Here is a 16,705-nt window from a genome sequence, read left to right on the forward strand (position 1 = left end):
CAGGCGAGGCCGAATCGCGGCATTCTGCGGCACTGCTACAGTGCAAGCCGGTACTTCCAGCACAAGGATCGATGCGGCATGAGCGTTATGGTCAAGGAAAGCCCGATCAGTGAAAAGGACATGATCGCCCAGGCCGAGGCGGCGCTGGCCGATATTTCGAGGGTCCGCGACGGCGTCGGCCGCGTCATCTTCGGCCAGGAAGCGGTGGTCGAACGCACACTGGTGGCGCTGCTTGCCGGCGGCCATGCGCTGCTGGTCGGCGTTCCAGGCCTTGCCAAGACCAAGCTGGTCGAAACGCTCGGCGTCGTGCTCGGCCTCGATTCGCGCCGCATCCAGTTCACCCCCGACCTGATGCCGTCGGACATTCTCGGCTCCGAAGTGATGGAGCAGGACGAGGCCGGCAAGCGCTCCTTCCGCTTCATCTCCGGCCCGATCTTCGCGCAATTGCTGATGGCCGACGAAATCAACCGCGCCTCGCCGCGCACCCAGTCGGCACTGCTGCAGGCGATGCAGGAATACCACGTCACCATCGCCGGCGTCCGACACGACCTGCCGGCGCCCTTCCATGTGCTGGCGACGCAGAACCCGCTGGAGCAGGAAGGCACCTATCCGCTGCCCGAGGCGCAGCTCGACCGCTTCCTGATGCAGGTCGACATCCTCTACCCCGAAATCGAGGCCGAGCGCCGCATCCTCTTGGAAACCACCGGCATCGAGGATGCAAAGGCGCAGAACGTCCTGCAGCCTGTGCGGTTGAAGGAAATCCAGACGCTGATCCGCCGTATGCCGGTGCCGGAAAGCGTCGTCGACGCCATCCTCAAGCTGGTGCGTTCGGCGCGCCCCGGCCAGGGCAATGCCGAGACCGACAAGCACGTCGCCTGGGGTCCTGGCCCGCGCGCCAGCCAGGCGCTGACGCTCTGCGCCCGCGCCCGCGCGCTTTATGACGGACGGTTGGCGCCGTCGGTCGACGACATCCGCGCGCTGGCCGAGCCTGTCCTGCAGCATCGCATGGCGCTGACCTTTGCCGCCCGCGCCGAGGGCACGACCGTGCGTGACGTGGTGGCGAAACTGTCCAAAGGCATCTGATGGCGCGTATCGGCGAAGTCCAGACACCGGCAGCGACGCGCGACGCGCTCGCCAGGGGCCGGTTGCGGGCTTCGCTGGTTCCCGACCTGCTGGTCGAGGCGCGCCGCATCGTCAACACGGTGATCGCCGGCTGGCATGGCCGCCGCAAGCGCGGAATCGGCGAGAATTTCTGGCAGTTCCGCCCCTATGTCGAAGGCGATTCCTCGCGCATCGACTGGCGCCGTTCGGCCCGCGACGATCATACCTATGTGCGCGACCGCGAATGGGAGGCCGCGCATACAGTATGGCTGTGGGCCGACCCCTCGCCTTCGATGCTCTACAAATCGACCGGCGCCAGCGTGTCCAAGGAATCGCGCGCGCTGGTGCTGGCGCTGGCCATGGCCGAATTGTTGTCGCGCAGCGGCGAACGCATCGCCTGGCCGGGCCTGACCGATCCGTTCACCGCCCGCAACGGCGCCGAGCGCATCGCAGCGCAGTTGATGCACGCCGCCGATCCGCCGGCAAAGCCTGACCTGTCCGGCATCCGCCGCTTCTGCGACATCGTCATCGTCAGCGATTTCCTCGATCCGGTCGAGGAGACCATGGCCTGGCTCGACGTGCTGGCGCGCCATGGCGTGCGTGCGCATCTGATCGAGGTCGCCGATCCGGCCGAGGAGACCTTTCCCTATGCCGGCCGCACCGAATTCACCGATCCCGAGACCGGCGACAAGCTGACCGCCGGCCGCGCCGAAATGCTCGGCGACGAATACCGCCTGCTCTACACCGCCCGCCGCCAGGAGCTGGCCGGCTGGTGCAAGCGGCTCGGCTGGAGTTACACCGTCAACCACACCGACCGCCTCGCTTCCGAGGCGCTGGTGCGCATCCACATGGCGATGACTGCCGATGGCGCGTTCACGGGAAGGGCCAGCGCATGAGCTGGCTGCCACTCTCCTTTGGCGCTCCCATGGTGTTGTGGGGCTTGCTGGCGCTGCCGGTGATCTGGTGGCTGCTCAGGCTGACGCCGCCCAAGCCGCAGACCGAGGTGTTCCCGCCGCTGAAGATCCTGGCACGCGTGCTGAAGCGCGAGGAGACGCCGCAGCAGAGCCCGTGGTGGCTGACGCTGCTGCGGCTGCTGATGGCAGCCCTCGTCGTCGCCGCCTTGGCCGAACCCGTCTTCAACCCGCGCGAAAAACTGCCGGCCGAGGGCGCTGCCCTGGCACTGGTCATCGACAATGACTGGGCAAGTGCCGCCGACTGGGGCAAGCGCGTCGCCACCGCGCAGCGGCTGATCGCCGACGCCGGCTCGAACGGCGTGCCCGTCGTCATCGCCTTCACAGCGGAAAAGCCGAATGCCGAGATCGGCCCCTTCGACGCCGCAACCGCTCTCGACCGGCTGCGCGCGGCAAAACCGCGGCCGATCCCGACCGACCGTCCTGCCGTCTATGCCCGTGTTGCCGGCGTGCTGGAGACCTTGCCCGGCGCCAGCGTTGCCGTTCTGGCCGACGGCCTTGCCGCAAAAGGCGACGAGGCCGCCTTCAACACGCTGCTGTCGAAAAATGCCGCCCGTGTTGTCTGGGCCAGTTCCGACCGGCTGGCGCTGACCGGCCTCACCGGCGCCGAGAACCAGGTCGACGGCTTCGCACTGACCGCCATTCGCGCGCCCGGCGATCCAGCGCCGGCGCAGGTCACCGCCGGCGCCTTTGATGACAAGGGCCGGCGCATCGCCGATGCGACGCTGACTTTCGCACCCGGCGAGACCGCCGCCACCGGCACGATGGCGGTGCCGTTCGAGTTGCGCAACGACTTCGCCTCGATCGCCCTTGATGGCGAGCGCCAGGCAGGTGCGGTGCGCGTGCTCGATGAAAGTTCGAAGCGCCGCCGCGTCGGATTGTTGTCGCAGGCCGAGGCCGACCAGGCGCAGCCGCTCCTGTCGCCGCTCTACTACATCAGGCGCGCGCTGCAGCCCTTCGCCGATCTGGTCGAACCGTCGAGCGCCGACCTTGCCGATGCCATCCCGCAGCTCCTCGACCAGAAGCCGGCGATGATCGTCATGGCCGATATCGGCACCATTCCGCCACAGGTCCATCAGCGGCTGGTCGACTGGGTCGACAATGGCGGCACGTTGGTGCGCTTCGCCGGGTCGCGGCTGGCCGCCGCAGGTAATGACGACGATCTTCTGCCGGTCAGGCTGCGCACCGGCGAGCGTTCGCTCGGTGGCTCCCTGTCATGGACGACGCCGCAGCCGGTCACCGAATTCCCGAAGAACGGCCCCTTTGCCGACCTCGCGCCGCCGGCCGAAGTCACGGTGAGCCGGCAGGTCCTGGCCGAGCCGACGCCCGATATCGTCGAGCGCACCTGGGCAACGCTGGCCGACGGCACGCCGCTGGTGACCGGGCTGAAAAAGGGCAAGGGCACGCTCGTCCTGTTCCATGTCACCCCGGAGGCGACATGGTCGACGCTGCCGATCTCCGGCAGCTTCGTCGAAATGCTGCGGCGTATCGTGCAGCTGTCGCGCAACCAGGGTGCCGCGGTCGCCAACGCCGAAGCCGCCGCCACATCGCTGGCTCCTTATCGCATGATCGCGGCCGACGGCACGCTGGTGCCGCCGACGCCGGACGCGCGGCCGCTGGTGCCCGTCGCCGGCCCGCTGCCTGTGACGTTCGAAAACCCGCCCGGCCTCTACGGCTCCGAAACCGGCGTCTTCGCCCACAATCTGCTCGATCCGGCCACCGTCTTCGCGCCGCTGGTCCGTCCGCAATTCACGGTACCGGTGACCAATATCCAGTATGCTTTCGATGAATCGCGCGACCTCAAGGGTCCGCTGGTGACCGCAGCACTTGTGCTGATGCTGCTCGACACGCTGGCGGTGTTCTGGATGGGCGGGCTGTTGTCACGCCGGCCGCGCCGCGCCCGCACGGCTGCGGCGACGACGGCTGCGCTGCTGCTCGGCCTCGGCATGTTGTTTGGCCATGCCGACCTCGCCCGCGCCGACGATGCCAAACCCGGCGATGCAGCGGCCATCGAGGACATTGCCAAGACCCGCATCGCCTATGTGCTGACCGGCGTGCCCGCAGACGATTCGATCAGCCGCGCCGGCCTTGAGGGCCTGACCCGTTTCCTGATCGAGAAGACCGCGCTTGAGCCAGGCGCGCCGGCGGGCGTCGACATTTCGAAAGACGAGCTGTCCTTCTATCCGCTGATCTATTGGCCGATCGACCCGTCCGCCCCGATGCCGAGCGAAGCCGCGATTGCCCGCATCGACGCCTATATGCAGCAGGGTGGCACGGTGCTGTTCGACACCCGCGACCAGTTTGCCAACGGCATCGGTGCCGATTCGGCGAGCCCGGCGACGGAGCGGCTGCGCGACATCCTCGGCAATCTCAACGTGCCGCCGCTGGAGCCGGTGCCTGCCGACCATGTGCTGACCAAATCCTTCTTCATCCTGCCCGAATTTCCCGGCCGCTTCGCCGGCAGCCCGCTCTGGGTCGAAGCCTCGCTCGATGCCAGCAATGCCGAGAACCGGCCGGTGCGCGTCGGCGACGGCGTCTCGCCGATCCTGATCACCGCCAATGATTTTGCCGGCGCCTGGGCCGTCGACGAGAATGGCGACCCGCTTTTGCCGACCGTGCCGTCTGATCCGATGCAGCGCATCTATGCGCTGCGCGCCGGCGTCAACATCATGATGTACATGCTGACCGGCAACTACAAATCCGACCAGGTGCACGTGCCCATCCTGCTCGAACGGCTGGGGCAGTGAGATGAACTGGTCGATCTCCTTCGAACCGCTGCTGTCCTGGCCCTTGCTGGCTTTGGTGCTGGTGCCGTTGCTGTTGCTGGCGGCAGTCGGCCTGTGGTTTCGCCAGCGCGGCGCGATCTTCCGTTTCGCAGCGCTGATTGCGCTCGGCGCCGCCTTGCTCAACCCGGTCTTCCTCGACGAGGAGCGCGAGGCGTTGAAAAGCGTCGTTGCCGTCATCGTCGACCGCAGCCAAAGCCAGGACATAGGCGACCGGACCAAACAGACAGACGAAGCGCTGGCAGGGTTGCAGCAGCGCCTTGCCCGCTTCAAGCAGTTCGACGTGCGCGTCGTCGAGGCCGGCAAGTCCGAAGCCGCCGAAGAGCGCACCGAGACCAAGCTTTTTGCAGCCCTCGAAGGCGCCTTTCGCGACGTGCCGCCATCGCGCATCGGCGGCGCCATCATGATCACCGATGGCGAGGTGCATGACGCGCCGCCCGCCGCCCCCGACTTCAACGCCCCGCTGCACGCGCTGATCACCGGCAACGAGCACGAGAAGGACCGCCGCATCCGCTTCGAGAACGCGCCGCGCTTCGGCCTCGTCGGCAAGCCGCTCGACATGACCTACCGCGTCATCGCCACCGATGGCGAAACCGGCCCGGTCGATGTCCGCGTCTCGGTCAATGGCGAGCAGGTCGCGGTCGAAGAAGCCACCATTGGCCAGCCCATGCCGCTGCAGGTGACCATTCCGGGCGCCGGCCGCAACATTGTCGAACTCTCCATCGACCGCGAGCCGGGCGAACTGACCGACGCCAACAACCGCGCCATCGCGCTGATCGACGGCATCCGCGAAAACCTGCGCGTGCTGCTGGTCTCCGGCGAGCCGCATGCCGGCGAGCGCACCTGGCGCAACCTGTTGAAATCCGACGCTTCGGTCGATCTCGTTCACTTCACCATTTTACGGCCGCCGGAAAAGCAGGACGGCACGCCGATCAACGAATTGTCGCTGATCGCCTTCCCGACGCGCGAATTGTTCGTCGAGAAGATCAAGGATTTCGACCTGATCATCTTCGACCGCTACCAGCACCGCGACGTGCTGCCGATCCTCTATTACGACTACATCTCCGAATATGTCGAAAAGGGCGGCGCGCTGTTGATCGCCGCCGGGCCGGAATATGCCGGCGACGCCTCGATCGCCCGCACGCCGCTGATGTCTTCGCTGCCGGCGATGCCGACAGGCGAAGTCATCGACAAGGCGTTCTATCCGCGCCTCACCGATCTCGGCCAGCGCCATCCGGTGACGCGCGGCCTCGACGGTTCGGCCTCAGAGCCGCCGCACTGGAGCCGCTGGTTCCGCACCATCGGCGTGCAGAATCCCGAAGGCGAAGTGGTGATGAAAGGCGCCGACAACCGTCCCCTGCTTTTGCTCGACCACAAGGGCGAAGGTCGCGTCGGCATGCTCCTGTCTGATCAGGGCTGGCTATGGGCGCGCGGCTTCGAGGGCGGCGGCCCGCATGTCCAGCTCTACCGCCGCATCGCACACTGGCTGATGAAGGAGCCTGAGCTCGAGGAAGAGCGCCTGACCGCCGACGGCCGCGGCATGGTGCTGGAAATCCGCCGCCAGACGATGAGCGACGACCCCGGCCCGGCCCAGGTGATCACCCCCTCGGGCAAGGCGCTGATCGTCAAGCTGGAAAAATCCGAGCCCGGCGTGTTCCTCGGCAGCATCGAGACCAAGGAGATCGGCCTCTACCAGATCGGCAATGGCGACCTGACCGCACTTGCCCATGTCGGCCCGGTCAACGCGCCGGAATTCTCCGACGTCATCTCCACCGAAGACCGGCTGAAGGCGCCGGCCGAAGCCACCGGCGGCAGCGTTCGCCGGCTGGCGGCGTCGTCGGCCCTTGGCCAGCTCACCGGTAGTGTCGCCCTGCCCTCCATCGTCCCGGTCCGCGCCTCGGGCGCGGCCTCGGGTGCCGACTGGATCGGCCTGCGCACCACAGATGACAGCGTGCTGAAAGCCGTGTCGCGCGTGCCCCTGTTCGGCGGCTTCCTCGGCCTCGGCCTGCTGCTGCTGGCCATGGGCGCGATGTGGTATAGAGAGGGACGGTAGCGGCGCTCCATTCCTTCTCCCCCGTTCACGGGGAGAAGGTGCCCGGAGGGCGGATGAGGGGGTGAGAAGCGGTCCGCGCAGCGGACGAAAAGCCAACTGCTTGGCTTTTCGAGGTTCGAACGCCCTGAGCCTGCGAAGGGCCGCCGCCCACACCGCCACGAACCGATGTTCTGCCCTCCGCTTCAAATGCTTAAACATAAAACCAGCCGTCGCGCCATGGCTGTCGGCGCTCCACGGCAAACGGTGCCTGCCGGGGCCTCGTTGCCTTCGGCAACTCCCCAGCGTTCGCGGCCTTTCATCGTGCCATTGGCACGATGAATTCGCCTGCGGCGAACCGGTCGCTCACTCCTCCGGCTCTGTCGTAAACAGCAGCGGATAGCCCTTGGCCTTGCCGGCATCGGTGGCTCGTGTCGCCTTGGTCTCGGCGACATCCCTGGTGAACACGGCGACGACGCAGACGCCGCGCTGGTGGGCGGTGATCATCACCCGGCGCGCCTGGTCTTCGCTGAGCTTGAACTCGCCCTTCAACACCGTCACCACGAATTCGCGCGGCGTGAAATCGTCATTGACGAGGATGACCTTGTAGAGTTTCGGCCGCTCGGTCTGCGGCTTGGTCTTGGTGCGGGGTTTGGAGACAATCTCAGGCATGGGAAACCGGCATTGCGCGAGGGTCGCTCTCACTTTGTCATGGGGGAAAGCGGTCGTCCATTTTGATCGGCGCGCGAAACCGGCTTTCCGGGAGTGCTGCCGTTCACAAATTTAGGAACTGTCTGCCGCGGTTCAACGGCCCTGGCGGTCGATGATGCGACGAGCGTGGAATTGCCCTGCTGAGGCGGACCTGGCCGCATCTGCCTTGCGCTCCATCCAGGCAACAGCAAGCCAGCCGACAAAGCAGGCCAGCGCGCCGCCGGTGAGCACGGCAAGCAGCAGGCTCTGCCATGGCGTTATGTATTGCCAGTTGCTGGAGATCGCCGGCGCGAACAGCGACGGCTCGGTGCGCCCGCTCACCGGATCGGGCACCGGGCTCGCGGTAAACTGGATCAGTACCCTGACCACAGCCGAGGCCACAAGGCCGCCAATGGCCATCGAGCGCAGAATGTATGAAAGCCGCTTCTTCATGCTGGCTGTCCTACCGGACCGGCATTGCAAACGGGTTAAAGTCCTGGGTGGCCGGCACCCATCAATGGGTAATCATATCAGCTCATGCGACAAGGCCGCTCCAGCCGGGGGGTGCTGGAGCGGCCTTGTTACAGACAACCCTACAGGGTTGGTCTGGATCAGGCCTTCGGAGCGTCCTTCTTGACGACCTTCTTGGCCTTCTTGTGCTTCTTGACGGGCTTCTTGGCGACGACCTTCTTCACCGGGGGCTTGGCGGTCGTGGTCGCCGGAGCGGTCGTCGAAGCAGCCGGAGCAGCGGTCGTGGTGGCAGCGGCATTGCCGAGAGCCGGCATCGCGAAAGCGAGAGCGACGGCGAGACCGGTGGCGGAGAGGATGGACTTTTTCATGGCTTCATTTCCTTTTTTGTGCGGGTCGGTTTGAGTGTCACTGAACCGGGTCGATCGGTGTCACTCCAAGCAGCTTCAAAGCGTTCGCGAGCATCCGGATACCCTGTGCCTGTTTCTTGTTGGCGCAGAACCGGTTTCCCTTTCTTTGCAGTGCTTTCGCCGCGGTGACCTGCGTTGCCGCGGCATGGGTTTCGAGGGCTTCGTCTACCTGGCGATTGAGATCGATGCAGCGCTCGCTCCTTGTGATCGGCGTCACCTTTGCGCTGGAGGCTGCGACCGCGGCCGTGACGAGCGAAATGCTGAGCAGCGCACCCATCAAGCTGATCGTGAACCTGTGCATTGGTAATGTCCGTTACTCCGGAGACTAGCGTCGCAGCCGATGTCCTGACCGCCACGGCACCCTTTATGCCTTTGATTTTTTTCGTGAGTTTTTCCGAACTATAGAATTTTGTTTCTGGATTGTTTCTGGCAACAGCCGCTGCCGGGCGATCATCGCCGCTGGCCAACATGTGGCCAGAATTCTATCGTGTGGGTGACGTCGCCAAGCCAGACTCAAGCGGCGGCCACAGACTGGCCCGCCAACAATGACAGGATCACCGTGAAATCCGATGCGCACATACTGATCGTCGACGACGACAAGGGCATTCGCGACCTGCTTCAGGAATTCTTCCAGAAGCGAGGCCTGCGCACCACGGTTGCCGCCGACGGCATCGAGATGGAAGACATACTGCGCCGCACCCAGGTCGACCTGATCGTTCTCGATGTGATGCTGCCCGGAAAAAGCGGGCTGGAGCTCTGCCGCGACCTGCGTGCCAGCTACTCCACGCCGATCATCATGCTGACTGCGGTCACCGAGACCACGGACCGCGTGGTCGGCCTCGAAATGGGCGCCGACGACTATGTGCCCAAACCTTTCGATCCGCGCGAGCTTCTGGCCCGCATTCGCGCCGTGCTGAGGCGCAACGGTGCTGCCGAGCCGAAGCGCGCCAGCACCAAGCAGATCTACCATTTCGCCGGCTGGACGATGGACTGTTCGCGCCGCCGGCTGATGGCGCCGGGCGACGTCAGGGTCGAGCTGACCATGGCGGAGTTCAACCTGCTGCAGACCTTCGTCAAGAGCGCGCAGCGCGTGCTCACTCGAGACCAGCTCATCGAGCTTTCCGGCGGCGACAGCGACTATTCCTTCGACCGCAGCATCGACATTCTGGTCAGCCGTCTCCGGCGCAAGATGGAAGACGATCCCAAGACGCCGAAACTGATCCTGACGGTGCGCAGCGGCGGCTACCAGTTCCTGCCCGAGACCACCTCCGAATGAGACGCCTGTTGCCGCAAACCCTGCCGGTCTGGGTTTTGCTCATCGTCATTGCCGGCCTGCTGATCAGCCAGGTCGCGACGCTCTACATCGTCTCGCGCGACCGTGCCGTCGCCAATGACGAGGTCGATCTCTATCGGCTCAACGACCGCGCCTATTCGCTGGTGCAGTTGATGCATGACGACACACCCGAGCAGCGCAAGCTGACGGCGTCCGGCTTGTTCAATGCCACCTACGCGCTCACCGTTTCGGACACGCCCGCGGTCACCTCGTCGATCGCCGGCGATGACGAACTGGCCGAGCTCGAGGACATACTGGTCGGGCGGCTGTCGAAATTCGGCATCACCGACGCACGCGTCCGGCGCGATCCGGCATCGCAGGCAGCCAATACACCTGGCGGCGTTGTGCTCACCAAGGATGTCGGCGCGGTGGAGCGTGACCTTCTGGGATTGGCGGCGAGCTTCGCGCAGAGCGACAAGCTGACGGCATCGGTCCGCTTCGCCGACGGCCAATGGCTGAATTTCACCGAGCCCAACACGCCGGTCGGGCCGATATTGAGCTTCGACAGCCTGCCGCTCTATTCGCTTATCGCGGCCCTGGTGGTGATCATGTCGATCTGGTCTCTGCGTCGGCTGACGGCGCCCTATCGGATGATGGAAACGGCGGTCAACCGGATCGGCACGGATCTGAAGAGCCCGCCGATCGCCGAGACCGGCAGCCGCGAGATCCGCGCCGCGGCGAAGGCGGTCAACGCCATGCAGGTCCGGCTGCGCGACTATGTCGAGGACCGCGAACATTTGGCCGCTGCGCTCGCACACGATCTGCGCACGCCGCTGACCCGCATGCGGCTGCGCCTTGAACTCTTGCGCAAATCGACGGCGCGCGAGGCGCTGGCCCACGACCTCGCCGACATCGAGAGCATCGCCAGCTCCGTCATCGACTTTGCCACGTTCGAAGTCACCGAGGAGAGGAGCGAGCGGATCGATTTCTGGTCGCTGGTGGAATCGATCGCCGACAGCTTCGAGGACGTCTCGTTTGACCATGACGGCGCCAGGCCGCGCGGCATGATCTGCATGGCGCGGCCGGTGGCGCTGAAGCGCTGCGTCAACAATCTGGTCCAGAATGCCGTGACCTACGGCAAGAAGGCGCATCTCAGCCTGCGCCAGTCGGACGGCACGATCACGCTGGTCATCCGCGACGAGGGACCGGGCATCCCGCAGGCGCAGCTCGACCAGGTGTTCGGTTCCTTCGTGCGGCTGGAACAGTCGCGCAACCGCCAGACAGGCGGCCTTGGCCTCGGCCTGACCATTGCCCGCAACATCGCGCGTGCCGCCGGCGGCGAAGTCCACCTCTCCAACCATCCCGGCGGCGGCCTGCTGACGGAACTCAGCCTGCCTCTGGCGGCATAAGGCAGCAGACTACCGTCCCAACGGGCACCGGGGCTGGATCGGCCAACCCAACCTTGCAATAGTGCGGCCGCTCGAACAGGAGGAGATCGCCGCATGTTTTACGCCATCCTGGCCTATCACGTCGAACAGACCATCCAGTCCCTGACGCCGCAGCAGGATGCGGCGCTGATGCACGACCTGCTCGAGGTCAATGCCAGGCTGACCCGTGAGGGCAAGCTTGGGCCGGCGGCAAGGCTGGGCGCGACCGCCGACGCCGTCACGCTGCGCGGTCCCGGAGACGGCATCGTCATCGACGGCCCGTTTGCCGAGACCAAGGAGCAACTGCTGGGTCTGTATGTGCTCGACTGCGCCACCCAGGATGAAGCCATCGCGGCGGCGCGTGACCTGAGGCGCGTGAACCCTTCGGCAGTCTACGAAATCCGCCCGATCCTGCTCTATCTGCCTGGCGCCCCGCTTGCCGCCGGCGCGGGATGAGAAGAGCCTGCAAGGCAATTCCAGAAAGTACGCACGGGAGGGGTCATTGGAGCGAACTGCGCCTGGCGATGCGGCCGCGAGCCGCGACATCGGCGGGAGCTTCATCGGCTGGATAGCCGAAGTCCTTCAGTTCCGATATCGACAGGCCGGCCAAAGCCCTGCGTTGCATGGCGTCCTGATACCGGCGCCGAAGCCCGGCGATGACGGTCGCGACGTGGGCGGCGAGCGAGTCGGCAAAACGTGAAGTCGGGTGGAAGGCCCTGAGGCCGATGTAGGTCATTGTCATTCTCCCTGTTTCGAACTCACGAGGGCAATGTCCCATCGGCTCGCTTTGCCAATGTTCATCCAGGCGTGAAACGGCAGAAAAAACTGCGGATGGAAGCGCTAAATCGTCGTTAAGTCGACGGCGGGACGTGATATTCTGTCGGGGGCTGCTTCACGGGGGTCGGGGTGCATATCCGATTGCTTGGGGACATCGAGGTTGTCTCTGGAGGCGGGGAACCTCTGCATTTCGCGACGCGCAAGACGTCGCTGCTCTTTGCTGCGCTCGTTTTGGCTGGGCCCAAGGGCCTTCGCCGTGAGAGGGTGGCTGCGATGCTGTGGGCCGGCAGCGGCGAGCAGCAGGCGCGAAATAGCCTGCGCCAGGCCTTGGTCGACATCAGGCGGCTGTTTCCGTCCGCCGGCGACGAGACCATTCGCATCGAAGGCAATGCCGACACCATCTGGCTGGCGGCGAACGCCGATGAAGCTGACATCTGGATTTTCGACCGGAAGATTGAGGCCGATGACGGTGCGAGCCTCGCCGCAGCGGCCGACTTCTACCGGGGCGACCTGCTCGACGGGCTGTCATTCTCACGTGAGATCGACGAGTGGCTTGCGCCGCTTCGGGCGAACTACACCCGCAAGGCGCTGGACCTGGTCGAACGGCTAAGCCTTTTGCCGGAACTCGGTGCGCGCGAGGAACAGGCCTGCGAAAGACTGGCCGAACGGCTGGTGACTCTCGACCCATGCGCCGAGCAGGCCCACCGCGCCCTGATCCGCATCTTCCACCGCCACGGCAAGACCAACGATGCCTTCCGCCAGTTTCTGGCCTGCAAGGAAGCACTGAAGCGTGAGCTCGGAGTCGAGCCGGAAGAGGCGACGCGGGCGCTGGTCGAACGCATCGAAGCGCCCAACATGGAGCGTTTGAAGGAACCCATGGCCGATGGCGGCCCGCCTGAGATCGGACTTTCCCGCCTGGAGGCGAAGGTGGAGCCGCTGCGCCCTACCGTTTCGGTGCCGGAAAAGCCGTCGATCGCGGTGCTGCCATTCCAGAACATGAGCGGCGACGCCGAGCAAGACTATTTCACCGACGGCGTGGTCGAGGAGATCACGACGGCGCTATCGCATGTGAGCTGGCTGTTCGTGATCGCGCGGAACTCCGCCTTCGCCTACAAGGGCCAGGCGGTCGACGTCACGCGCGTGGCGAGGGAACTCGGTGTGCGTTACGTGCTGGAGGGCAGCGTCCGCAAGGCCGGCAGCCGGCTGCGCGTGGCGGGCCAACTCATCGAGGCGGCGGCGGGTGTGAGTCTCTGGGCCGACCGCTTCGAAGGCGGCGTCTCGGAGGTGTTCGAACTGCAAGACCTCGTGGCTTCCAGCGTCATCGGCGCGATTTCGCCCAAGCTCGAACAGGCAGAGATGGCGCGCGCCAAGCGCAAACCCACCGAAAGTCTCGACGCCTATGATCACTATTTGCGCGGCATGGCGAGCCTTTACTGCTGGACGAGGGAGGGGCAGGAGGTCGCGCTCCCGCAGTTCTACAAGGCCATCGAGCTCGATCCCGATTTTGCCGCCGCGAAGGGCGCTGCGGCCTGGTGCTATTTCTGGCGAATGGCGAATGGCTGGATGACTGACCCGCAGAAGGAGAGGGCCGAGGTCTCCCGACTGGCTGGCAACGTCGCCATTGCCGACCAAGACGACGCGGTGGCGCTGGCCTTCAGCGGCCTCGCGCTGGGCTATGTCATCGGCGACTACGAGGCCGGCTCGGCACTGGTCGACCGCGCGCTCGTGCTGAACCCTAACTGCGCGGCCGCCTGGAGCGCCAGTGGCTGCCTCAAGGCCTGCCACGACGATCCGGACATTGCCATCGAGCACCTGTCGCGGGCAAGGAGACTGAGCCCGCTCGATCCGCTGACTTTCTTCATGCAGTGCTTCACCGCCTTCGCCCATTTCGCGGCCGGCCGCTACGATGCCGCCTGGCCGCTCGCCGAGGCTGCTTCCCGCGCGCAGCCATATTATCTCACCGGACTACGCGTCGCGGCCGCCAGCAATGCCATGGCCGGCAGGTTGGATGCCGCGAGCAAGCATATCGCGCGCTCGCTGCGGCTCGACCCCGAACTGACGCTTTCCAACCTCAAGCACCGCGTGGGGCAAATCAGGCCGGACTATTTCGCCAGATATGTTGAAGCGCTGCGGCTGGCCGGCCTGCCCGAATGACAGGTCTTGGCCGCGCTCTCTTCAATCCGGTGCTGCAGCAGCATCGATGTCTTTCCAATGCGGACCGTTTCGGCAACCAGAAGGTCGAGGTCCTCGCGCCGGGTCCGGTGGTTGTTGATTGCCGCCCTGAGGCAATGCCGGCCCTGCACCGTCGTATCGGAAATGGCGGCGATGCCTTCTTCCTGCAACCTCAGCATGATCTCGGTGTTGAGCGCCTTCGAGCGTTCGCCATCGAGCCCTTCCGCGCGATAGCGGAAGCAGACGATGTTGATGCTGGTCGGCGCTGTCAGTTCGAGCGCCGGTTCGGCCTCGATCAGGTTCGCGAGATAATGCCCTTGCGCAATATTCTGGTCGATCAGACGGCCGAACTTCTCGACGCCATGTTCCCGCAGCGCCATCCACACTTTGAGCGCCTTGAAGCCGCGTGACGTCTGCAGTCCGTAATCGTGCAGCCATTGCCCGGAAGCGAGGCCGCGCGGTGTCGATTCCAGATATTCCGGCGTTACCGCGAAGGTCTTGCGATGCGCCGAGGCATCCCTGACCAGCGCGCAGCCCGCCTCGAACGGTGCATGCAGCCATTTGTGCGGATCAAGCGCGATGGAATCGGCCCATTCGATGCCGGCGACGCGGTGCGCATTCTCAGGCGCAATCGCAATCAGCGCGCCGATGCAGCCGTCGACGTGGAACCACATGTCTTCCTCGTGCGCCAGCTTGGCCAGCGCCTGCAGATCGTCGATGGCGCCGGTGTTCACCGTGCCGGCATTGCCGATGATGCAGGCCGGCTTGAACCCGGCCGCGCGATCGTCGGCAATCGCCGCCCGCAAAGCCTGGATGTCGATGCGCAGGCTGGCGTCGCTGGCGATCCGGCGCAGCGCCCTGTTGCCGAGGCCGAGCGCCTCCATGCCTTTGCGGTGGCAGGAGTGGATCTGGTCCGAACCATAGAAGCGCAACGGCTTCTCGATTGCAGCAACGCCGTGCTCGCGCACGTCGATGTCGGCCTTGGTGTTGCGCGCCACGGTGAGCCCGATGATGTTGGCCATCGAGCCGCCGCTGACCAGCGTGCCGCTGGCCGAAGCCGGCATGCCCATCATCTGCTTGCACCAGTCGACGACCTGGCCGTCCATCAGGGCGGCGGCATGATTGCCGCCGCCGAGATTGGAACCCTGGATGGCCGCGAGGAATTCGCCGAGCGCGCCCGTAAAGTTGCTCGACCCCATATACCAGGACCAGAAGCGCGGATGGATGTTGCCCATCGGATAGGGCATCACCTTGTCCACGACATCGCCGTAGATGTCGGCAAGCGGTGTTGGCGATTGCGGCAGGGACGCAGTGAAGAAGTCCCTCACATCTCCAGGCATCTCCTGCCACACCGGCCGTTGCCTGACATCGCGCAAATAGGCGACGGCATCATCAACGATCCGATGCGACAGGACCTGCACATCGGCCCAGCCCGAGGGGTCAAGCGTTTCCTCGGTGCTGGTAGCCGAGTGTCCAGACATCGCGTCCATGCAGATTGCTCCCGCGCCATCATGCCGGGAACTGGCAACCAGGCGTCGAGCGCGAGAGAGCAAGCTCTTCCGCATTCATCTCGGCCTCGATGCCATCGAACAGCGGCGTCGACATATAGCGTTCGCCGGTATCGGGAAGCATGCACAGGATCACAGAACCGGCAGGCGCCGTACCGGCGATCTGGCGCGCCACGGCGAAAGCCGAGCCGCCGGAAATGCCAGTGAAGATGCCCTCCTGCTGCGCCAGCGCCTTGGCCCATTTCATGCCCTCCGGCCCGGCGATCGGCATCACCTCGTCATAGAAGTTGCCATCGATCGCTTCCTGCAGGACGTTCGGGATGAAGTCCGGCGTCCAGCCCTGGATCGGGTGCGGCTCGAAGGCCGGATGACTGGCGGCCGGCGCGCCGCCTGCGCCGCGCACCTGCGGCTTGCCGCTGCCGACAAGCTGCGCGTTGGCGGGTTCGGTGAGCACGATCCTGGTCTCGGGCCGCTCGCGGCGCAGCACACGCGCCACGCCGCCAACAGTTCCGCCGGTGCCATAGCCGGTGACGAAATAGTCGAGCCGCGAGCCGGTGAAATCGTTGACGATCTCGCGCCCCGTCGTTGCTTCGTGAATGTCAGCGTTGGCCCTGGTTTCGAACTGGCGGGCCAGGAACCAGCCATTGGCTTCGGCCAGTTCGACCGCCTTCTTGTACATGCCGAAGCCTTTTTCGGCGCGTGGCGTCAGCACCACCTTGGCGCCCAGCATGCGCATCAGCTTGCGGCGCTCGACGGAAAAACTGTCGGCCATCGTCACCACCAGCGGATAGCCCTTCTGCGCACAGACCATGGCAAGGCCGATGCCAGTGTTGCCGCTGGTCGCCTCGATGACGGTCTGCCCCGGCTTGAGCGCGCCGGTGCGCTCGCCTTCCTCGATGATGTTGAGCGCCAGCCGGTCCTTGACCGACGCAGCCGGATTGAAGAACTCGGCCTTGACGTAGATGGTGGCGTGCGCAGGGCCGAGGTTGTTGACACGGATGACCGGCGTGTCGCCGACCGTGTCGAGAATGCTGTCGAACAGGCGGCCGCGGCCGGCCGTGGTTCTGATTTTCTGCCGATGCAACATGGATAACTC

General features: G+C 65.3%; 15 protein-coding genes. 8 read left to right on the top strand and 7 right to left on the bottom strand.

The features are described from left to right. The first annotated feature begins 78 nt into the window (after positions 1 to 78). Genes AC04SH_RS15565 through AC04SH_RS15580 form a run of 4 tightly spaced genes read left to right on the top strand, consistent with a single transcriptional unit; the run spans position 79 to position 6,908 of the window. On the top strand, positions 79 to 1,083 hold the full coding sequence (locus AC04SH_RS15565; RefSeq protein WP_488575681.1) for an AAA family ATPase: 1,005 nt from the start codon (positions 79 to 81) through the stop codon (positions 1,081 to 1,083). After that, a complete protein-coding gene (locus AC04SH_RS15570; RefSeq protein ID WP_488575682.1) occupies positions 1,083 to 1,997 on the top strand; it encodes a DUF58 domain-containing protein in 915 nt (304 codons plus the stop codon). The genes AC04SH_RS15565 and AC04SH_RS15570 overlap by 1 nt, the downstream gene beginning before the upstream one ends. Continuing rightward, on the top strand, positions 1,994 to 4,819 hold the full coding sequence (locus AC04SH_RS15575) for a DUF4159 domain-containing protein (RefSeq protein WP_488575683.1): 2,826 nt from the start codon (positions 1,994 to 1,996) through the stop codon (positions 4,817 to 4,819). The genes AC04SH_RS15570 and AC04SH_RS15575 overlap by 4 nt, the downstream gene beginning before the upstream one ends. A gap of 1 nt (position 4,820) precedes the next feature. After that, positions 4,821 to 6,908 carry a hypothetical protein gene (locus tag AC04SH_RS15580; RefSeq protein ID WP_488575684.1) on the top strand — a complete coding sequence of 696 codons (2,088 nt, stop codon included), beginning with the start codon at positions 4,821 to 4,823 and terminating at the stop codon, positions 6,906 to 6,908. Positions 6,909 to 7,250: 342 nt separating this feature from the next. Here AC04SH_RS15580 and clpS read toward each other — a convergent pair whose 3' ends face one another. From clpS to AC04SH_RS15600, 4 genes are all read right to left on the bottom strand, one after another. Then, complete coding sequence (clpS, locus tag AC04SH_RS15585; RefSeq protein ID WP_142870161.1) at positions 7,251 to 7,556, bottom strand: ATP-dependent Clp protease adapter ClpS; 306 nt, start codon at positions 7,554 to 7,556, stop codon at positions 7,251 to 7,253. 132 nt (positions 7,557 to 7,688) lie between these two features. Then, positions 7,689 to 8,027, bottom strand: coding sequence for a hypothetical protein (locus AC04SH_RS15590; protein ID WP_488575685.1), 339 nt, complete (start codon positions 8,025 to 8,027; stop codon positions 7,689 to 7,691). 158 nt (positions 8,028 to 8,185) lie between these two features. After that, a complete protein-coding gene (locus AC04SH_RS15595) occupies positions 8,186 to 8,413 on the bottom strand; it encodes a hypothetical protein (RefSeq protein ID WP_112561108.1) in 228 nt (75 codons plus the stop codon). Positions 8,414 to 8,450: 37 nt separating this feature from the next. Continuing rightward, positions 8,451 to 8,753: a hypothetical protein gene (locus tag AC04SH_RS15600; RefSeq protein WP_181061323.1), complete on the bottom strand. Its 303-nt coding sequence runs from the start codon at positions 8,751 to 8,753 to the stop codon at positions 8,451 to 8,453. 258 nt (positions 8,754 to 9,011) lie between these two features. Between AC04SH_RS15600 and AC04SH_RS15605 the strand changes: the two genes are divergently transcribed. From AC04SH_RS15605 to AC04SH_RS15615, 3 genes are all read left to right on the top strand, one after another. Next, on the top strand, positions 9,012 to 9,728 hold the full coding sequence (locus AC04SH_RS15605) for a response regulator (RefSeq protein WP_112561185.1): 717 nt from the start codon (positions 9,012 to 9,014) through the stop codon (positions 9,726 to 9,728). Next, positions 9,725 to 11,134 carry an ATP-binding protein gene (locus tag AC04SH_RS15610; protein ID WP_488575686.1) on the top strand — a complete coding sequence of 470 codons (1,410 nt, stop codon included), beginning with the start codon at positions 9,725 to 9,727 and terminating at the stop codon, positions 11,132 to 11,134. The genes AC04SH_RS15605 and AC04SH_RS15610 overlap by 4 nt, the downstream gene beginning before the upstream one ends. A 93-nt stretch (positions 11,135 to 11,227) precedes the next feature. Beyond that, positions 11,228 to 11,608 (top strand): YciI family protein, encoded by a 381-nt coding sequence (locus AC04SH_RS15615; protein ID WP_488575687.1) that lies wholly within the window; start codon positions 11,228 to 11,230, stop codon positions 11,606 to 11,608. Positions 11,609 to 11,651: 43 nt separating this feature from the next. On the opposite strand, the gene AC04SH_RS15620 is transcribed toward AC04SH_RS15615, so the two are convergent. Next, positions 11,652 to 11,888 (bottom strand): hypothetical protein, encoded by a 237-nt coding sequence (locus tag AC04SH_RS15620; RefSeq protein WP_488575688.1) that lies wholly within the window; start codon positions 11,886 to 11,888, stop codon positions 11,652 to 11,654. A 314-nt stretch (positions 11,889 to 12,202) separates the two neighbouring features. Here AC04SH_RS15620 and AC04SH_RS15625 point away from each other — a divergent pair, with 314 nt between their 5' ends. Further along, positions 12,203 to 14,083 (top strand): BTAD domain-containing putative transcriptional regulator, encoded by a 1,881-nt coding sequence (locus tag AC04SH_RS15625; protein WP_488575689.1) that lies wholly within the window; start codon positions 12,203 to 12,205, stop codon positions 14,081 to 14,083. On the opposite strand, the gene AC04SH_RS15630 is transcribed toward AC04SH_RS15625, so the two are convergent. Together AC04SH_RS15630 and AC04SH_RS15635 are read right to left on the bottom strand one after the other, a co-directional pair. Beyond that, a complete protein-coding gene (locus tag AC04SH_RS15630) occupies positions 14,032 to 15,591 on the bottom strand; it encodes a pyridoxal phosphate-dependent decarboxylase family protein (protein ID WP_488575690.1) in 1,560 nt (519 codons plus the stop codon). The two genes, AC04SH_RS15625 and AC04SH_RS15630, sit on opposite strands and share 52 nt — an antisense overlap. 19 nt (positions 15,592 to 15,610) lie before the next feature. After that, a complete protein-coding gene (locus AC04SH_RS15635) occupies positions 15,611 to 16,696 on the bottom strand; it encodes a PLP-dependent cysteine synthase family protein (RefSeq protein ID WP_488575691.1) in 1,086 nt (361 codons plus the stop codon). Positions 16,697 to 16,705 lie beyond the last annotated feature (9 nt).

The organism is Mesorhizobium sp. CNPSo 4688 (assembly GCF_057784295.1).

Coding starts and splice junctions, on each gene's coding strand:
- AC04SH_RS15565 (WP_488575681.1), top strand. CDS start 79: ATGAGCGTTATGGTCAAGGAAAGCCCGATCAGTGAAAAGGACATGATC.
- AC04SH_RS15570 (WP_488575682.1), top strand. CDS start 1,083: ATGGCGCGTATCGGCGAAGTCCAGACACCGGCAGCGACGCGCGACGCG.
- AC04SH_RS15575 (WP_488575683.1), top strand. CDS start 1,994: ATGAGCTGGCTGCCACTCTCCTTTGGCGCTCCCATGGTGTTGTGGGGC.
- AC04SH_RS15580 (WP_488575684.1), top strand. CDS start 4,821: ATGAACTGGTCGATCTCCTTCGAACCGCTGCTGTCCTGGCCCTTGCTG.
- clpS (WP_142870161.1), bottom strand. CDS start 7,556: ATGCCTGAGATTGTCTCCAAACCCCGCACCAAGACCAAGCCGCAGACC.
- AC04SH_RS15590 (WP_488575685.1), bottom strand. CDS start 8,027: ATGAAGAAGCGGCTTTCATACATTCTGCGCTCGATGGCCATTGGCGGC.
- AC04SH_RS15595 (WP_112561108.1), bottom strand. CDS start 8,413: ATGAAAAAGTCCATCCTCTCCGCCACCGGTCTCGCCGTCGCTCTCGCT.
- AC04SH_RS15600 (WP_181061323.1), bottom strand. CDS start 8,753: ATGCACAGGTTCACGATCAGCTTGATGGGTGCGCTGCTCAGCATTTCG.
- AC04SH_RS15610 (WP_488575686.1), top strand. CDS start 9,725: ATGAGACGCCTGTTGCCGCAAACCCTGCCGGTCTGGGTTTTGCTCATC.
- AC04SH_RS15615 (WP_488575687.1), top strand. CDS start 11,228: ATGTTTTACGCCATCCTGGCCTATCACGTCGAACAGACCATCCAGTCC.
- AC04SH_RS15620 (WP_488575688.1), bottom strand. CDS start 11,888: ATGACCTACATCGGCCTCAGGGCCTTCCACCCGACTTCACGTTTTGCC.
- AC04SH_RS15625 (WP_488575689.1), top strand. CDS start 12,203: ATGCTGTGGGCCGGCAGCGGCGAGCAGCAGGCGCGAAATAGCCTGCGC.
- AC04SH_RS15630 (WP_488575690.1), bottom strand. CDS start 15,591: ATGGACGCGATGTCTGGACACTCGGCTACCAGCACCGAGGAAACGCTT.
- AC04SH_RS15635 (WP_488575691.1), bottom strand. CDS start 16,696: ATGTTGCATCGGCAGAAAATCAGAACCACGGCCGGCCGCGGCCGCCTG.